The organism is Psychromicrobium lacuslunae, from assembly GCF_000950575.1.
In the GTDB taxonomy this organism is placed as follows: Bacteria; Actinomycetota; Actinomycetes; order Actinomycetales; family Micrococcaceae; genus Renibacterium; species Renibacterium lacuslunae.
In genome coordinates, this window is sequence record NZ_CP011005.1 from 1,930,311 (window position 1) to 1,947,035 (window position 16,725).

Annotated in this window: 18 protein-coding genes and 1 tRNA gene; 12 read left to right on the plus strand and 7 right to left on the minus strand. The window is 60.2% G+C overall.

Annotation, left to right across the window (positions count from 1 at the left end; translation table 11 throughout):
* The first annotated feature begins 28 nt into the window (after positions 1-28).
* A complete protein-coding gene (locus UM93_RS08985; RefSeq protein ID WP_045075106.1) occupies positions 29-391 on the plus strand; it encodes a YidH family protein in 363 nt (120 codons plus the stop codon).
* Positions 388-741: a DUF202 domain-containing protein gene (locus UM93_RS08990; protein WP_052663701.1), complete on the plus strand. Its 354-nt coding sequence runs from the start codon at positions 388-390 to the stop codon at positions 739-741. Before UM93_RS08985 ends, UM93_RS08990 begins: the two co-directional genes overlap by 4 nt.
* A 20-nt stretch (positions 742-761) precedes the next feature.
* Here UM93_RS08990 and UM93_RS08995 read toward each other — a convergent pair whose 3' ends face one another.
* The 4 genes from UM93_RS08995 to UM93_RS09010 all read right to left on the minus strand — a co-directional run bounded on the left by UM93_RS08995 (position 762) and on the right by UM93_RS09010 (position 3,839).
* Positions 762-1,010: a lipopolysaccharide assembly protein LapA domain-containing protein gene (locus UM93_RS08995; protein ID WP_082057074.1), complete on the minus strand. Its 249-nt coding sequence runs from the start codon at positions 1,008-1,010 to the stop codon at positions 762-764.
* Positions 1,011-1,104: 94 nt separating this feature from the next.
* Positions 1,105-1,548, minus strand: a complete 444-nt coding sequence (locus tag UM93_RS09000) for a hypothetical protein (RefSeq protein WP_045075107.1) — start codon at positions 1,546-1,548, stop codon at positions 1,105-1,107.
* Between the two features lie 8 nt (positions 1,549-1,556).
* Positions 1,557-2,339 (minus strand): S1 family peptidase, encoded by a 783-nt coding sequence (locus UM93_RS09005; protein ID WP_052663702.1) that lies wholly within the window; start codon positions 2,337-2,339, stop codon positions 1,557-1,559.
* Positions 2,340-2,579: 240 nt separating this feature from the next.
* Positions 2,580-3,839 carry an alpha/beta hydrolase family protein gene (locus UM93_RS09010; protein WP_052663703.1) on the minus strand — a complete coding sequence of 420 codons (1,260 nt, stop codon included), beginning with the start codon at positions 3,837-3,839 and terminating at the stop codon, positions 2,580-2,582.
* A gap of 89 nt (positions 3,840-3,928) precedes the next feature.
* Here UM93_RS09010 and UM93_RS09015 point away from each other — a divergent pair, with 89 nt between their 5' ends.
* Complete coding sequence (locus UM93_RS09015) at positions 3,929-4,468, plus strand: hypothetical protein (protein ID WP_052663704.1); 540 nt, start codon at positions 3,929-3,931, stop codon at positions 4,466-4,468.
* Between the two features lie 43 nt (positions 4,469-4,511).
* Here the strand turns inward: UM93_RS09015 and UM93_RS09020 are convergent, their stop codons facing one another.
* Positions 4,512-5,402, minus strand: coding sequence for a LysR family transcriptional regulator (locus tag UM93_RS09020; protein ID WP_045075109.1), 891 nt, complete (start codon positions 5,400-5,402; stop codon positions 4,512-4,514).
* A gap of 151 nt (positions 5,403-5,553) precedes the next feature.
* On the opposite strand from UM93_RS09020, the gene UM93_RS09025 reads away from it, so the two are divergent.
* On the plus strand, positions 5,554-7,059 hold the full coding sequence (locus UM93_RS09025) for an MFS transporter (RefSeq protein ID WP_162183379.1): 1,506 nt from the start codon (positions 5,554-5,556) through the stop codon (positions 7,057-7,059).
* Here UM93_RS09025 and UM93_RS09030 read toward each other — a convergent pair.
* On the minus strand, positions 6,971-7,393 hold the full coding sequence (locus tag UM93_RS09030) for a VOC family protein (RefSeq protein WP_045075110.1): 423 nt from the start codon (positions 7,391-7,393) through the stop codon (positions 6,971-6,973). The two genes, UM93_RS09025 and UM93_RS09030, sit on opposite strands and share 89 nt — an antisense overlap.
* A gap of 106 nt (positions 7,394-7,499) precedes the next feature.
* On the opposite strand from UM93_RS09030, the gene UM93_RS09035 reads away from it, so the two are divergent.
* The 5 genes from UM93_RS09035 to UM93_RS09055 all read left to right on the plus strand — a co-directional run bounded on the left by UM93_RS09035 (position 7,500) and on the right by UM93_RS09055 (position 13,561).
* Positions 7,500-7,575, plus strand: a tRNA-Ala gene (locus tag UM93_RS09035).
* Positions 7,576-8,264: 689 nt separating this feature from the next.
* Positions 8,265-9,476 carry an ABC-three component system protein gene (locus UM93_RS17145; RefSeq protein ID WP_052663706.1) on the plus strand — a complete coding sequence of 404 codons (1,212 nt, stop codon included), beginning with the start codon at positions 8,265-8,267 and terminating at the stop codon, positions 9,474-9,476.
* Positions 9,477-9,493: 17 nt separating this feature from the next.
* Positions 9,494-9,973, plus strand: a complete 480-nt coding sequence (locus UM93_RS17150) for a three component ABC system middle component (RefSeq protein WP_157874122.1) — start codon at positions 9,494-9,496, stop codon at positions 9,971-9,973.
* Positions 9,970-11,955, plus strand: coding sequence for a DUF3732 domain-containing protein (locus UM93_RS17155; RefSeq protein WP_052663708.1), 1,986 nt, complete (start codon positions 9,970-9,972; stop codon positions 11,953-11,955). Before UM93_RS17150 ends, UM93_RS17155 begins: the two co-directional genes overlap by 4 nt.
* Positions 11,956-12,019: 64 nt before the next feature.
* On the plus strand, positions 12,020-13,561 hold the full coding sequence (locus UM93_RS09055) for an RNA-directed DNA polymerase (RefSeq protein WP_045075111.1): 1,542 nt from the start codon (positions 12,020-12,022) through the stop codon (positions 13,559-13,561).
* 366 nt (positions 13,562-13,927) lie between these two features.
* Here the strand turns inward: UM93_RS09055 and UM93_RS09060 are convergent, their stop codons facing one another.
* On the minus strand, positions 13,928-14,317 hold the full coding sequence (locus tag UM93_RS09060) for a MerR family transcriptional regulator (RefSeq protein ID WP_045075112.1): 390 nt from the start codon (positions 14,315-14,317) through the stop codon (positions 13,928-13,930).
* Positions 14,318-14,463: 146 nt separating this feature from the next.
* Between UM93_RS09060 and UM93_RS09065 the strand changes: the two genes are divergently transcribed.
* The 3 genes from UM93_RS09065 to UM93_RS09075 all read left to right on the plus strand — a co-directional run bounded on the left by UM93_RS09065 (position 14,464) and on the right by UM93_RS09075 (position 16,718).
* Positions 14,464-15,375, plus strand: coding sequence for a polysaccharide deacetylase family protein (locus UM93_RS09065; protein ID WP_045075114.1), 912 nt, complete (start codon positions 14,464-14,466; stop codon positions 15,373-15,375).
* The gene (locus UM93_RS09070; protein WP_045075115.1) at positions 15,363-15,944 is read left to right on the plus strand and encodes a dihydrofolate reductase family protein; all 582 of its coding nucleotides are present in this window, start codon (positions 15,363-15,365) and stop codon (positions 15,942-15,944) included. Before UM93_RS09065 ends, UM93_RS09070 begins: the two co-directional genes overlap by 13 nt.
* Positions 15,945-16,094: 150 nt before the next feature.
* Positions 16,095-16,718, plus strand: a complete 624-nt coding sequence (locus UM93_RS09075; RefSeq protein ID WP_157874123.1) for a hypothetical protein — start codon at positions 16,095-16,097, stop codon at positions 16,716-16,718.
* Positions 16,719-16,725 lie beyond the last annotated feature (7 nt).

The following is a 16,725-nucleotide window of genomic DNA, read 5'->3' on the forward strand; positions in this document are numbered from 1 at the left end:
CATCAGTCTTAGTCCGGGAGTTGCGCCAATGAGTTCCGAGCGTCGTTTCCCTAGAGCGCTCTACCAGCACGGTGAGGAGCCCGATCCGCGCTTTTCCCTCGCCAATGAAAGAACTTTTCTGGCTTGGATCAGAACCGGGGTCGCGCTGATCGCGGCCGGCATCGCGATTGAAGTGTTCGCCAGTTCGATTCACTCCGGGCTCAGGCTCAGTGCCGCTATTGTCTTGATCCTGGCCGGTATTGCCGCCCCGGTGCAGGCCTGGTTTGGCTGGCTTCGCACCGAGCGGGCGCTGCGCAATTCTCAACCGCTACCAATGCCCAGGCTCTCGATCGCAGTCGCCGCCGTAGTAGTCATCGCTGGGCTGTTGATTCTCTTGGGCTTCCTGGTGTGAGCCAGCCAATCAACGGGGTATTTGACCCAGGATTGCAGGCTGAGCGCACTGCCCTGGCCTGGCAACGCACCGCGCTTGGCCTCGCTGCGGGTAGCGTCGGGCTGGGGCGGCTGCTGTTGCCGGTCTTCGGCACGAGTTCCTACTTAATCACCGCAGCCGGAATTGCGCTCTGCCTGTGGCTGTGGGTGCACGCCGAGCAACGCTATCGCGCCGTCAACCGCGCCCTGCTGAGCAAACCGCAGGGCGCATTGCCGAGTTTCGCCCTCTTGGCTTTGTTGTGCGCCGGCTTGTGTCTGCTCTGTGGGCTGGCCGCCCTATTTTTCGCGCTCAGTCGGCTGGCTGCACGGTGAGGCACTCTTCCGGCTGGCGCTTAGCGACGGTTCTGGCGGCGACGGCTAATAATGTAGCCAATAATCGCGCCGACCAGTAGCACCGCAGCCAGGCTGACCCACAGCGGGGACGAAAGCGTCCACCAGAGCAAGCTAATTGAGACGGTCGCGGTGTTTTGGGCGATAAAAATAATCACCAGGATCACCAGGACGATGGCTAGCCATTTGTCCTTGAGAAATCTGACAAAGGCATTTTCCTGGCTTTGATTCACTCCCTGGGGTGCTGACATGATGACGCCTCCTGGTTTGGTGCTCTCACTTTACCGCTCGCTAGCCGATCAAGCACGGATCGGGCTCAGTGCCCCAGTTCAGACGTCGCGCAGATTAATTCTGGGCGCCCTTTTGTCGAATTCTGGCGGCGATATGATCGTGAAAGTCTTCATCTCGAATCCCACCGGGTTGATAAAAACTTTCCACGAAATCTCGAGCTTGCTCACGCAATTGTGCCGGACTCAAGCCATTTGAGACGGCACCGTCGACGGCGTTCACGCCAAGTCGAGCCAACCCTAAGCTAAACCCGTATGAACCTTCGCCCGGCCCATTGAGCCAGATAAAGTCATAGCCAGGCGCCCCGTCGTCAGATAGACGTTCGCTGACTCGAAACCGCTCGCCTTCAACTAATAGCTCGAAGTCCTCCATGCCACGAATATAGCCTCCAGTCCTGGCTGTCGGCAGTTGCAAGCCCGAATATAGCGGAACGGCTTGGTTGGCTTGACGGAACTTCGCCAAGCCAACCAAGCCGTGATCGTCACTGCCCGAAACGGGCACCGGAGTGATTAGGAACCGGTGTTATTGCTGATCCAAGTGCGCACCGAGCTGCCGGTGACATTGGCGTAGTTGGCGGTCTCGTGGATGTCACCAGTGGTGTTCGAACGATCAATCGTTGAGGCAACACCGACGATCTTGCCAGCGATGGTGAGCGGGCCGCCGGAATCGCCGTGGTTGGCAATGCCATCCACGCCCTTCACGTGCACGGCAGCGCCACCGTAAGCATCGGTGCTGCTCCCGGTCACGGTGACATTGGCCTTGTAGAGCCAATCGGCTTGCTCAACCGGAACTTCGCTGCGATACCCGTAGCCCTGGATCAGCGCCGCGTTGCCGTTAGTCGGTGTGTAAGCGCCGGCGATCTGCGGGTAGCTGGAGAGGTTCGCCGCATCAGCGAAATGCACCAGCGCCACATCGCCGCTGCCGTACCAGAGCACCTGGTCGGCGAAGAACCGCTTGCTCGCATCGCTGATATCGGAGGTGTCATTGGTGCGCACCACGAAGACGTTTTCCGGCTTCGACTTGCTGCCATCCTCAGCTACCACGCAGTGCTTAGCAGTGAGCACCCAATGATCGTTGAGGGCCTCGCTGGTGCACCCACTGGCCTTGCCGGTGTTCCAATCAAGCACATTAATGAGCTGGAACGCCCAGGGATTATTGGTCTGCTGACCTCCGATGATTTCCGGGCTTGGAGCAACAGCATTAGCAGCGCTGGCAGTGCCAACCGCCAAGCCACCGAAAGCGACGCTGCCCGCCAGCGCCAGGGCGGCAAATTTACGCGCATTGAATTTCATGGTCATCCTTTGAGTCGATTCGTCTCTTGAGTTTGACGGTCATTTGCTCGGGCGGTGTGCCGGAGCTAGTCATCCCCGGCACACCGCCCGAGCAAATGTCCCTTTCACAATATGGCGACCGATTCTCCGAGAATCCTGGGATCCAACTGGCAAATCTCTGACGTGTAGAAGTATGACGTTTATCGGTTTAGCTGAGATGCTCAGCGCGGCGACTCCGTGCGACTACTCAGTGCGAAATGCTCAGCGCGGCTCGAGGGCCGCCTGCTGCGGCAGCACCTGATTCAGCCAGGGAAAGAGCACCGCGTGGAAATTACTCAGCGACCCGGCGTTGCAGTGCTCCCCCGCCCCTTCGCTGGCCAGCATTAGATGCCGCTCCACTGGAGCCTTCAGATGTTTCTCCAGTTCTGCTGGCTGCCCCGGGAAGAAGTGCTCATCCTCGGCGTCGAAGATCAGGGTTGGGCAGCTGATCCGCTCGGCAATGCCGTCCGCTAGCGTGTACTTGAACATTTCGACGACAAACTCGGCGGGGCGGCTCAAACCATAGCTCCAGGTGCCATTGGCCAGCGCCCAGTGCAGGGTTCCGCTGTGCTGGGCCAGCTCGGCGAGCGCCTCATCCGCCTCATCCAGGCGTCCAGCCAACGCTGCTTCGATGACGTGCCCGGGCAGCATGCCACGCAGTGCACTAGCCACGTCATACACCCCATCCCAGCTGACCAGTGCGGCGATCCGGGGCTCGAAGGCCGCTGCGCGAGCCGAGAAATAGCCGCCCTGGCTCATTCCAAGCAGCGCGATCTGATTTTCGTCCACCCCGGGTCGACCGAGGCAAAAGTCGATCACCGGACTGATCACCGCTTCCCAGTCCGGCCGGTAGAACAGGCCTTGTTCACGTAGCGCCCTGCCCTGGCCCGGGCCGTCAAAGATCAGACAATTCCAGCCCCGCAACACGGCGTCCCGGCCGGCAACGAAATACAGTTCCTCCGCGGTGGAATCAAAGCCGCCGGTGATAATCAGGGTGGGCCGGGAGCTTGTGACCTCTGCACCTGTTTGCGGGCTCAGCCACCAACCCGGCAGGGTGCTGGTCTGGTAGGGAATGCTGATCTCGGTGATCTCCAGCCGCTCGCGCATCGAGCCCGGCACCGCGGGATCGCCCGCCGCGACTTTCGCGAAGGCTTGCACCGCCCGCTGTGAGGTCTGGTAGATCTGCGGGTCGTCCGGATTGCCATGCAGAAAGAACTCGGCCGTGCGGTAATAATTGCTGGCCCGCAACCAGCACGACTCGGCGCTCACCTGATCCCCCGCGTCGAGCAGTTGCTGGCCCTGCCCATCGAGCCGAGCGGCAAGACTGTGCCAAGCCTGCCACCAGCTTTCCTGATCGCCAGGGGCGATGGTGGTGCAGCTGGCAATGATCTCACCAAGGTCTGCGCCGCCACCCGAGGCGTATCCAGCGGCGCGCAGGGTTTCGTAGGAGTACGCCTGATCTTCAAAGAGGAGCTTCATCATGACACCTTTCACTAAAGCGACTTTTTGTTTCTTTAACACCGTAGGGCTGATGACGAGTTAAAGCAACAAATTGTTGGTATAGTGATGCGATGGTGGCTAAACAACTCAGGCCGGGTGGTCGTAGCGAAGCGGTACGGCAGCGCGCTTTCGAGGCGGTGATCGCCGAACTTTCCGAGCCGTCGAGACTACTCTCCTACGATTCCTTAGCTCGCCGGGCTGAAATCAACCGGGCCACTCTCTACCGCAACTGGCCCGATCCAGCGCAACTGATCGCGGACACCTTGGCTTCCGTATTACCCGGAATCGGCGATGCCGAACCGGCCGATTTGACCGAGGCACTTTTCGCTTTGGCTCATGAAGCCCAGGCCGTGCTGCGCACCACCGCGGGCCGAACGCTGATCGCCAATGTGGTCGCCGCAGCACAGAGCGATCCGGTGATCGGCCAGGCAGTGCACACCTATTGGCAAGGCCGAATCGGCCACACCGTCGAGGCCTCCGGGGTGTCAGTTGAAAAGGTCAAAGCCGCCGTCGGCTTGGTGGCCGGAAAACTGCTCTTTGAAGCGCTGATGTTCCAGCGGGAACTGCCGGAGCGGGAGCTGCGGGCGTTGATTGAGCGAGCGCTGGACTAGAGAGCGATGGATTCGGCCCCCAAGAGCCGGTCGAAACCGCTCACTAAGCTCGCACCGGGTCGGCTATCGCGTAGAGCAGATCGCGTACCCCGGGCTGCCCCTCCCGCTCGGCGGACCAGACCAGACGCAACTCAAGCGGCAGCACTTGCAGGGGCAGCCGGATGAGCTCCCGGGCCGCCAGTTCGGGCCCGACGGCAAAATCCGGTAATAGCGTGAAGCCATCCCCTTGGGCGGTCCAGGCCTTGGCAATCGCCACGCTACCGGCTGCGAGCCGTCGGGTCTGCTCGGGCAGCATTCGCTCGGCGGCAAGCCAGAAGGAGCACAGCGGATTATTGCCGATCATCGAATACGGCAATAGATCCGCAGGGCGGAGACCTTCGCGCTGCGCCAGCTGGTGATTGGGCGCGGCCAGCAACGAAAGCTGCACGGGCTCCAGATCGAGGTAGCTGAAACCCTCGCTCGGCACCTCGAAGCCGAGGCCGCCCAATTCGCCGTCGAGATCGAAGAGCAGTCCGGCGTCGACCTCGCCTTCACTGATGCTGCGCAGCAGGTCGATCCGGTTATTCATCGGCACGGTGCGCACCTGCACGCCGGGGCGTCGGGCACTGAGCGATTTGAGCACCCGCGGGGCATGCACCGCCATCACGGTTTCTAGTGCGGCCAGCGTGACGTGAATGGGGGCGCCGAGCACCTCGCGGCGGGCCTCGTCGAGCTGTGCCAGCAGCCGACCGGACCAGGTCGCCAGCCTTTCGCCCGCCCCGGTCAGTTTCATCCCGCGTGATTGCCGCTCAAAGAGCGCCACGCCAAGCGATTGTTCCAGCCCGCGCAATTGCTCAGACACCGAGGACGGCGCACGGTCCAGCGCGAGCGCGGCACCGCTAATGCTGCCCTCGCGGATGATGGCTTCAAACGTTCTCAGCTGCCTGAACTCCACGGCGCTTCCTTTCGGTTTTTCCGATGCCAGCCTACCGCCGAGCCGATGGCTGGTACCAGAGTTTCGGCACACACTGGCTTGGTTAGTCACGGCGCCACAGTTGGCACAGCGTCACAGTTTGCACAGCGTCACAGTTTGCGGAAGGAATCGTGTGAGAAATAAGTCCTTAGAGCGACCGAGGCGTTTCCGAGTCCTGCTGGCTCTGTCACTGGGATACTTCATGGTGCTACTCGACACCACGGTGCTTTCGGTTGCAGAGCCCGATATTGCGGGTTCGCTCGGCACCTCGATCGGTGCCCTGCAGTGGGTGGTGAACGGCTACACCATTGCGCTGGCCGCCTCGCTGCTCTCCAGCGGGGCGATCAGTGATCGCTGGGGTGCGCACCGAGCGTTCCGGCTGGGGATTGCTGCCTTCGGCGTACTCTCACTGCTCACCGCGGGCAGCCCATCGGTTGGGGTGCTGATTGCGTGCCGCGCGCTGCTCGGCATTGCCGCCGCTTTGAGCATTCCTTCTGCAACCTCGATGATCGCTCAGTTCTACCCGAAATCGTCCGAGCGCTCCCGGGCGCTGGCGTTCTGGACCGCGATCAGCGGTATTGGTCTGGCTGCGGGGCCGCTACTAGGTGGCTGGTTGGTGGCGATTGGCGGTTGGCAACTAGTTTTCCTGGTGAACGTGCCAATTGCGATCGTGGTGCTGGCGCTGGTTCGGGGTAAGGGTTTTGCGGCACCCAGGCGCGACCGCCCCATTGATTTTGGGGCGCAGCTCACCGCGGGCGGCGGCTTGGCCTTGCTCACCGGGGCATTGATCTGCTGGGGTGCGGCGCAACCGCTTGCTGCGGCGCTGCTGGCTGGCGGCACCGTGTTGGCCGCGGCAGTGCTCGTGGTGCTTGAGCGTCGCAGTGCGGCTCCGGTGTTTGCCGCCCAGCTCTTGACCAATCGAGGCGTGCTTGCCGGATTGATGGTCGGGGCGGCGGTCAATTTCGTGCTCACCGGGGTGATTTTTGGCCTGCCATTGCTGCTCTCGGACCGTTTGGGCCTCGGCCCAGCGCAGCTCGGCCTGTTCCTGTTGCCCTTCACGATTCCCTGCGCGCTGAACCCACTGCTGACCGGTCGATTGGTCGCCCGTTATGGGCCCAGAATGCCGATCCTTGGTGGCTTGGGCTTGCTCACGGTGGGCAGCGGTCTGCTCGGCGCTGCGGTGTCGCTCGGTTTCCCGATCGGGTTGTGTGTGCTGGCGCTTTTGCTAATGGGTTTTGGGGTGTCGTTTACCTTGCCGGCGTTGATTTCGCAGCTGCTCACGGCGGCGCCGGAGGGGACTGCGGGCAGCGCGGGTGGACTGCTCAATGCGATTCGTCAGGTGGGCGCGACGATTGGCGTCACGGTGATCGGGATCGTGCTGGGTGGGGTGGGGTTATCCGGGGCGGATAGCGGGGCTGGCACTGCCGGGGCCGGGGCGGTTCAGGCCGGGTCTGCGGGCGTGGTGGCCGGGGTGGCCGGGGTGGCCGGAACCGCGGCGATGCTGGTGGCAGCAGCGGTTGCCGGCTGCGGCGGCGTGGCCTACCTTTGGCTCACTCGACGCCCACCTCGTCGAGCAGCTGCTCCCCCATCGGCGTCGGATTCCAGGCAATCTCCCAGCGATAGCCGTTCGGATCGCTGAAGTAACCCGAGTAGCCACCCCATTCTCTGGGGGTTCCGGGGGTCAGTAGCGTCGCCCCGGCGTCGATAGCGGTCTGCAATACGGCGTCAACAGCTTCTGCGCTGCGGCAATTGTGGGCGATGGTGATGGGCGCGTTTTTGAGCGAGACCGGGCCTGCTTCAGCCTCGAATTCCTGCGCCTCCCAGAAGGAAAGTACGACGCCGGGCGCAACTTGGAGCATCAGCACGGTCTCGTCCTGGTAGCTGGATTGCCAGCCGAGTGCATCGAGGTAGAACTTCTTGGTGGCAGGCATATCGGCGACGGCGAGCGTGATGAAGGTGATTCGCTGATCCATTTATTCAGGCTAGTGCGGCTCCGTGGCGGCGTGAAGTGTTTTGAAGTGGCGGCGCAGGTGGCGTAGGCTAGTGGAGCTTGGAGCCGATCCATCCGGATCAGCTTTAGGGGCATTGGCGCAGTTGGTAGCGCGCTTCGTTCGCATCGAAGAGGTCAGGAGTTCGAATCTCCTATGCTCCACCAATGGAAGACGCGGTCGAATTCCTGACGGGGTTCGACTTTGCCGTTTCGTAGGGCTCAGCCAGTCGCGGCGTTGCCTGTTCATCCTCTGAGATGTCGATGCCGTTGGTGAAGGTCCTGGTTCTCGACCCCCTTGCCGTGGTCGTCGGTGGCGGCATACATGGCCGCGCAGCCGTTGAAGAGCCGTAGTGCTTTCCTGAGCTGTTTCCTGCGGTCTTGGTTCTGCTCGTATTCGTCGGCGACTCGTCAACTGGTGAGGGGGTTGTGCTTGCACGGCCTCGGTTCCTCCTCAGTGAACGGTGCTGGTGCGGTAAAAGTTTGCAGAGGGCCTTGAAGTACGTTGACCTCCCCCCGGGTGCGGGGATCGAGTCGGCATCGTCGTGGGGTCTCTGGTAATGATCTCGGCGTGCAGACCGAGGATCTTGCGGTCATCTTTCGCATATTCCTCGAAGACCGCACTGATCAGCGGTGCCGATAAGTATGGTCTTGTTGCTTGAAAGACATGGGTTCCCTGAACGGTATTTCAGGGTGAATCTGGCTTACGCAGCGTGGCGCAACGGCCTCAGTGACATCGACTCCACGCGTGCTTTCATATAAATACGGACACTGATCATTGTGCCGACGACATCACCGGGGCTTCGTTCTGCGAGTTCAGCTACTCAAGTGCTGTCATCACTATTACCCTATGTTGTATGAGCAACGTCGACAGCAACCGGTTCGGCGCAGCGGGGTCTGCGCTCGGCTACCTCGCTCAGATCGAGTACGCGCTGCTTATCGCTCTCCGTCGAATGGACGACGAAGACAACTTGCGGCTTTCACTTGAAACTGTCGATGACATCACCTTCGACGGCGACGGCATACCGAGAGAGCTTTGGCAAACCAAGCACCACATCAATCGTCAAGGCGGAATCGGCGATGCCAGCCCAGATCTCTGGAAGACCATCCACAACTGGATCGAGACATCGAACGAGGGATCGGCGTGCGTTCTCTTCACCACGGCCACAGCATCAGACGGGAGCGCCGCTTATCTGCTTCGCTCTGGGCGTAGAAACGATGATGTCTCTGCCGCTCGGGATCGGTTTGACGCAGTCGCAACCAAGGCTGGCAATACGGCCTCCGCCGACTACTACAAGAAGTATCTGTCTCTTGATGAAGGACGTCGCACTGAACTGTTAAGCAGGATCGTCGTGATCGACTCAGCAGCCACCAGCGAAAAGATTACCGATCAGCTTCAAGCCAGCGTTCGCAAGGCGACCATTGCGTCGCGTCGCGGCTCGCTCGTTGAACGACTCCGAGGTTGGTGGCATGGTCGAGCGATGTCTCATCTAGCCAAGATCGCACGCGGGGAGGATGACTGGATTGAGATGCAGGAGATCGAGACTCAGCTTCATCTCATCGCCCAGTCGCTTCGAGACGACCACTTGCCACTGGACTACGAGGATGAGCCGGAACCGACCTCTGAACAAGTCAGGGATGATGACCGAGTCTTCGTCGAACAACTCAAACTGATCCTGCTCCACCACGAACGCGTCCGACAGGCCGTCTACGACCATAATCGAGCCTTCCTGCAACGCTCACGATGGCAACGAGAACAACTGCTCGCCATAGGTGACCTCAATAAGTACGACCGCAGTCTCATCGAGGAGTGGAGACGAGTCTTTTCCCCTCTCGAAGAACCATCAGAGGAAACGACGGACGACGACAAGCGCAGAAGCGCCCGCGAAAGCTACGGACGCCTTCAGGAACGCACGCTTCCAGCAATCCGCCCGGAGGTCCGCTCCGGGTATGTCTCATTCGGTTCTATGCACATCCTCGCTGACCGACTAGAAATCGGCTGGCACCCTGATTGGGTAGAGCTCCTCAAGGATCGACTTGCCGAGGCAGAAAAACCGGCGGTCGCATGAACACCAGGGCATCGCAAGTGAGCGCAGATTCAGAAACGAGCACGCTGTTCAACCCTGCGTTCTGTGCGGTCCTGTTGAACAAGGCCTGCACCGAATACGAGTCGAAGGCCGAATCTGCGATGCCGGTTACCTTCGCCTTCCTGATTCTCCCGAGCGCTCTACACAAGCCGACTCGCGAGGCCCTGCCCGGCACGACGGGAGCCGCTATGTGGGGCTGGCTTCGAGACAACCCTGTCCTGCTCATGGACTTCGCTGATCGTGTTCGAACCTTCCGCCCATTCACCGCTGCGGCTATCACCTACGGACTTCGAAGCACAGCCCTGAACGGCTCAACAGGATCGATCGGTGCCGGAAGCCTCAACCGCCGGCCGCGCACTCTCTTCCCGACAGAAGACTGGAGCGCCTGTGTCAAGGCAGCAGAATTCTTGGGACGTTGGTTCGCTGGAGCCAATACCGACGAAGCCACCACGCTCGCTCATTGGGGAGTCAAGCCATGATGCAACTCGACGCACTCGTCCTATACAACCGCGATGGCGAGGTGCGGCAGATCCGCTTCCGTCCTGGACGGCTCAACGTCATCACTGGCGAATCCGGCACGGGGAAGTCAAGTCTTATTGGCATCCTGAGGTTTCTCCTCGGCGGCGATAGCCCGAACGTCCCGCTTGGCCCGATTCAAAACACGGTTGCATGGTACGGGCTCCTCGCACATGTCGGAGACACACGGTTCTTCATCGGGCGGCCTGCGCCAGCTCGCGGATCAACAACCGAGAAGGCAATGCTTTCAATCGGCATTAGCGAGGCCCCAGCTTTCGGCGCGCTTGAAACGAACGGAAACGCGACTGATCTCGTCGATTACCTTGGCGGCCTCATAGGGATTGAGGAAAACCTCCACGTGCCCGCAGAGGGGCAGACTCGACGACCTCTCGCAGCAAACTTCCGACATTCCCTTTACTACAACTTCCAAGGACAGGGTGAGATCGCCAATCCAGACCTTCTCTTCCACCACCAGAACCGCGACTTCCAGAAGCAGACGATCCGCGACACTTTCCCGTACTTTCTGGGCGCCCAAAGCCCGGACGCGTTGCGCAAGCGCCAGGAACTCTCCGAACTGCGGCGTGACGTACGCCGCAAGGCGGCACGCCTTGCGGAAGCACGTTCGGCACGAGAACTCGGTGTAGGTCGAGCATCTGGGCTCATCGCGGATGCCAAAGCCAGCGGGCTCCTCTCCACCGACGTCACAGCAACTGACGCTGGCAGTGCGTTCGAGATACTCAGAGTTCTCGCAGATGCCAAGCAACCTGCTGCCGCTGTCGATGCCGTCGATAGCGATGCGGAGATGGAGGACCTGATCACCCGTCGCGCCGAGCTGCGTGAACGCCTCCGCGATATCAACGCGAAAATCCGCAGTCTTGACGAGTTCGCACGAATCGGCACCGAGTACGGAGCGGAACTCAACGAACACCGCGTGAGGCTCGCCTCGATAGGCCTAATTCCAGAGGCCTCAGACAGCGAGGCAGCCTGCCCGATCTGCCAGAACTCCCTGAACGATGCCGATACGCGCGACACGATAGAGCAGAGCCTTCATCGAGTTGTACGTCGTATCGAGCTGGCCCAACGCGACCAACCCCGGATCGCCGATGCAAACGCTGAACTCACGCAGGAGCGAAGCCAAGCACGAGCGGACTTGGCTGATGTCGACACGGCATTGGAAGAACTCGCCAGGACAGACGAGATCCGAGCGGCGGCCCAGCGAACATGGGATCAACAAAGCTTCGTGCGTGGTCGCATTGCGCAGTACCTCGAGACCACCACGCTAGAAACCGACGATGACATCACCAGACTAGAGCGATCCGTCGAAGCGCTCGAAGCAAAGGTTGCCCGTCTCACAGACGAGTTGGACCCCGACGCCTTACGGTCAGCCGTCGACTCCCTCCTCAGGATCGTCAGCCGACGCATGACCGAGCTCGCGCAAGCGTTTCCATTGGAGCATTCAGAACACGGGGTCCGAATCGACCCCTATCGACTCACCGTCGTCGCAGATACTTTGCAGGGCCCTGCCTACATGGACGAGGGAGCCATCGGCAGTGGGATGAGCTGGGTCGGCTACCACCTGACCGCCTACTTGGCCCTGCATGACTACTACATCGAGGGCAACCGTCCGGTGCCTCGGTTCCTGGTTCTTGACCAGCCGAGCCAAGCGTTCTTCCCCCGCGACCGCGAGACCGGAGGCGATCTCAATGAACTCTCCGACACCGACCGCGACAACACGCGCAAGCTCTACAGAATGATGTTCGACAGAGTTGAAGAACACGACGGCCAACTCCAGATCATCGCCTTCGACCACGCCGACTTCGCAGATGACTGGTTCCAGGACTCAATCATCGACGCTCCCTGGCGCAACGGCACTGCTCTCATCCCTCGCGATTGGTTGGAGCCGACGCCAAGTGCCTCGACCTCGGATACCCCTAACAAGACTTGACGACAATCTGCGTCAAGCATTTGAACAAATATACATTTGGATCCCGAGCGCGGCAGGACGACGAATGCCCAGAGCAAAGTTCGATAACATTTTTACCTTCCTCGCTATAGGCGATCTAGGTCCGGAAGCTGTTCACAAGGCGCTATTTCAGAAGCAGTACTTCCCTTATGTAAAGGCAATCGGAGAAGAGTTCCCACCGCTACTCTCGTCCGAGTCCTTTTCGGTCAACTGCGCAAAGGACCTATCCGCGCTTCCTGGCAAGCCCCATCAAGCTGCTGCATGGACCGAAATCCGGGCGCGCCGTTTCGACGGGCTTGTCAGACGCCTCGGTATACCGCATCCAGTTCCATACTCCCGGTTAGTGCTCCATATAGGAGATAACTGGTCAAGCCTCGCTCCATTGCTTGCGAGCCCCCGCTCCCAGATCAAGCCAAGTTTTCATGAAGACGGACGCTTGGTCCAGATGGACTACGAGACTTCCGAAAGTTCTCTGAGTCGTGATACTCGCCTCGCTCAGGGACAGAAGTTCATCGTCAAGGCGGACGTAAGCAACTGCTTTCCCAGCGTCTACAGCCACGCGATCGACTGGGCGACGAGGGGAAAGAAAAACGCAAAGGCAGATCAGTCACAGAGGACTTGGCAGGCAAAACTCGATTATTTTGTGCGGAACTGTCACGACAAAGAGACCAAGGGAGTGATGATTGGCCCAGCGGTGTCTAACCTTCTCGCAGAGCTGGTTCTACAGAGAATTGACAACTCTCTGGTAGCCAAAGGTCACGATTTCATCCGGTACGTCGACGACTACACATCTTATTGTTCAGACCGTACTGACGCCGAGCGGTTCGTTGTTGACTTGCAGCACTCGCTGTCAGAGTACCGACTTGACCTGAACACTAGGAAGACGCACATCGTCGATCTTCGTGAGGGGATCGGTGATCCGTGGATGGAAGAAGTCCGAGTACATTTTCCATCCAGACTCACCCCTTTGGTGGCGGCGAGATTCCTGCGCCATGCCGAACTACTTGCACATCGATATCCTCGGTACTCGGTTCTCAAGTTAGCGGTGAAAACCCTCCGTGGTAGCCGCGAGGCTGACCAGCCATCGTCAATGCTGATCGTCGACGAGTTGACACGTCTCTGTACCTTGCACCCTCATCTCGCCCCATTTCTCGCCAGTGAACTGGAAACGATCAGAAGCGAGATCAACGAGGTTGACAAAGCGCGAATCGCCAACGCGATCAAGAGCCAGATGCTTGATGCAGCTGAGCGGGCTGAGACTGACGTGGTGCTTTGGAATCTCCATATCTTGCGCCGCGTGCTCAAATGCCACGTCGATAAGTCGGCATGGGAGCCGCTCTTGTCGATGGACGACGATTTGGTCGTCCTGGCGCTAATGGCTCTCTGCCCTCGTGCGCGCCCAGCTACGAAGCGGCGAGTCCTAGGCTGGGATTACCTCTGTGAAGCCGACTACCAGCAGCACTGGCTCGTGCGCTATGAGATGCGGAGGATTGGCCTTCTCATTGATTCTGACCTAAGCCAACCAGAGAAGGAATGGATGAGGATCATGCTCGGCCACAACGTCGTGCTCTCAGATCTCAAGGCTTAGCCAACACCGTTCAGACCTGTGGATCACCAACAAGAGAATCGGGCACTCCGTCGTACCTGTTTCGCTGCGGATGACTGTGTCTGTATTTCGTGATCCACTTCCGCGGTCAATGTGGAACCGAACTATGGAGCGTCAGCATTACCAGCCTACGTGAGGCTCAGTTGAGGTGGCACAAGAACCCGCTTGAAGTGACTTTCCATGATGCATCAAACGCTCAAAATTCGTGACACCGACAATTACTTCAACCTGTCAACGTCAAAGGCGCTTGACTCGCACAAACGCAGAAAATGGCTCCCTACAGATTGGCCCCCTGTAATATCTGCAACGCTCTCGACCCTCGACGGGCATCGTCACACATATCGCTGTCTATGATGCCCTCAATGGAGCTGTCCTCTCATCCCTGGCTTTTACCCCGCCAATCACCTCATCCAACACCGCCCTGGAATTCTGAAGATCTCCGATCAGCCGGTCGATCCGCTCGCGCTCCGCGATCAACTCTCTAACCAACGCACCAGTGGCGCGTTCATTAGGCCCGCCGTCGGCGTCGCGCATGCAGGGTAGTAACTGGCCGATCTTCTTGCTGTGCAGCCCCGCGGCAAACAGCTGCTGAATAAGGATCACTCGATCCACCGCCCGCTCGGGGAAGTCGCGGTGCCCACCGGAGGTACGCTCCGATGCCAGCAGGCCATGCTCCTCGTAATAGCGCAGTGACCGTTCACTCACCCCGGTACGCCGTGCCAACTCACCAATTCTCACCGCATCCCCTCTCGATCAATAAGCAGCACTCAACAAGGGCCGTCAAGCAGGGTGCAAGCAGCAAAGTCCCATCAGCAAGGCCCAATCAACAAAGCTCAACTAACCGACTTGAACTTAACACCGATGTCAACTTTTACCATTCTGACATGACGACAGAACTCTTCAGCTACAGCCCCATCACCGAACGCCCCACCATCAACTGGCCGGACGGCAAGCGGGTCGCTTTCTACCTCGGCCTCAACGTCGAGCACTTCCTGCCCGACCGCCCCTCCACCAGCATTTGGCCCTCCACCCTCGTCCCCGACGCGCTCAACCACGGTTGGCGGGACTACGGCGCGCGGGTGGGCATCTGGCGGATCACCGAGATCCTGGACCGGCACGGCATCCGAGCCAGCGTGCTGCTGAACTCGATGGTCGCCGAGCACAACCCGCAGATCATCGAGGCCGGCCTGGAGCGCGACTGGCCCTGGCTAGCCCGTGGCAGCACCAACTCGATCCTGCACACCGGCCTAGATCGCGCTGAGGAACAACAAGTCCTCAGCAACATTATCGACACCATCGAATCGTCCACCGGCAAGAAACCACAGGGCTGGATGGGCCCGGGCTTGTCCGAGACCCATCACACCGCCGAGCTGCTCGCCGAACTGGGCCTCGGCTACGTCCTCGACTGGACCAATGACGATCAGCCCTACCCGCTCACCGTGCCCGGCATGTTCAGCCTGCCGTACACCGTCGAGCTGAACGATCTCATTCTCTTCCCGCGCGGCCTGACCGGGCCCGATTTCCTGCAGATGGTCAAAGATCAGCACGAAGTCCTCAGTAAAGATTCGCAAACTAGTGGCCGGGTGATGGCGCTCGCGCTGCATCCCTTCGTGATCGGCCAGCCGTTCCGTGCCAAATACCTTGACCTCGCGCTCGAATATCTCGCCGCGCAGCCCGACGTCTGGCTCACCACGAGCGACGAGATCTACCAGCACTACCGCCAGTCCCCCACCCCGGGTACCCTCAAAGCAGCACATAACATCAGCACGCAAAGGAGCGCCGGATGGACAAAGTAGTGATGTACGCCTCGGTATCGGTTGACGGTTTCATCGCCGACCAGAATGACGACCCGGGTCCACTTTTCGAGTGGCTGCTCGGCGGCGATGTGCCCTTGGACGATAGCGGTTTCCTGAACGTCTCCCAGGCCTCCTACGACTACACCCGGCCCTATTGGGACCAAGTCGCGGTGACCATCGCGGGTCGCCACGTCTTTGACCTGACCGACGGCTGGGACGGCGTACCGCCAAGTTCGGTCGACCACGTCGTGGTGGTGAGTCACCGGGCCAAGCCCGATGACTGGCATCCCGAGGCGCCTTTCCACTTCGTCGAAGGCGTTGAAGCCGCGGTGGCTAAAGCACAGCAACTCGCGGGCGATCGTATCGTTGAGGTGGCCGCGGGCGACGTCGGTGGCCAGGCCTTTGCCGCCGGCTTGGTCGATGAGGTGCGGATGGATGTCGCCCCGGTGGTTTTCGGCTCCGGCAAGCGCTACTTCGGCTCGCTCGACGTTCAGCAGCTGCTGGGTGACCCCGAGGAGGTCATTCAGGGCAACCGGGTGCTTCACCTGCGCTACCGGGTACAGCGCTGAACCGTCCAAACGGAGACGCCAGGACACCTTCACGGCGAGCGTGATACCTAAGAACGATACCTATCGGAAAACCGAACGATACTCCCGCGGCCCCTGAGGCGAATGCTACGTTTGTGCTGCCAGAATCCTCCGGGGAAGGACCATAGAGCCATGCGCGCCCGCAGATTGACGCCAATAGTGGCCGCCACCGGGCTGCCCATGGTTCTCGCCCTCTCGGCCTGTTCAAGCGAACCCAGACGGACGATGGATTTGCAACCAGCCATACCAACACCCCAATCCCCGGGCACGGCGACCCCAACCATCGCCTCGACCATCGCTCCGGCCACCGGCAAGCTCGTCGCCGTGCTTGAGGAGACCACAAATACCGCGGCAACGCTCCGCTTGCCCAAGCACGCCCGGTGGTCGGTGTTCGACGAGGGATCCTCCGGCGTGGTCTGCGAGGCTTTCGATTTCCCCCTTGGCCCTAAAACTTTCGCTCATGTCAGAGTCTCAATCGTCCCGCAGCTCGGAACTGGGCTCGACGAGATCACCGAGACAGCACGCGACGCCCGGCAGACACAAATGCAAACCCCGCTCACCATCGGAAAGAATCGCGCCATCAACAGCATCGATGGTTACGTCATTCAGGGCGCGACGGGCAGATTCCAGTTCTACGAATGGGGTGGCCTGAATAGCAAAAACGTGCTGACTGTGCTCTCCTTCACAGTTCCCCGGGGCGCTAACCTCGCCGATTGGGCCGAGCCGGTACTGGAGAGCATCCGCTGGCGAAAATAACGCCTCC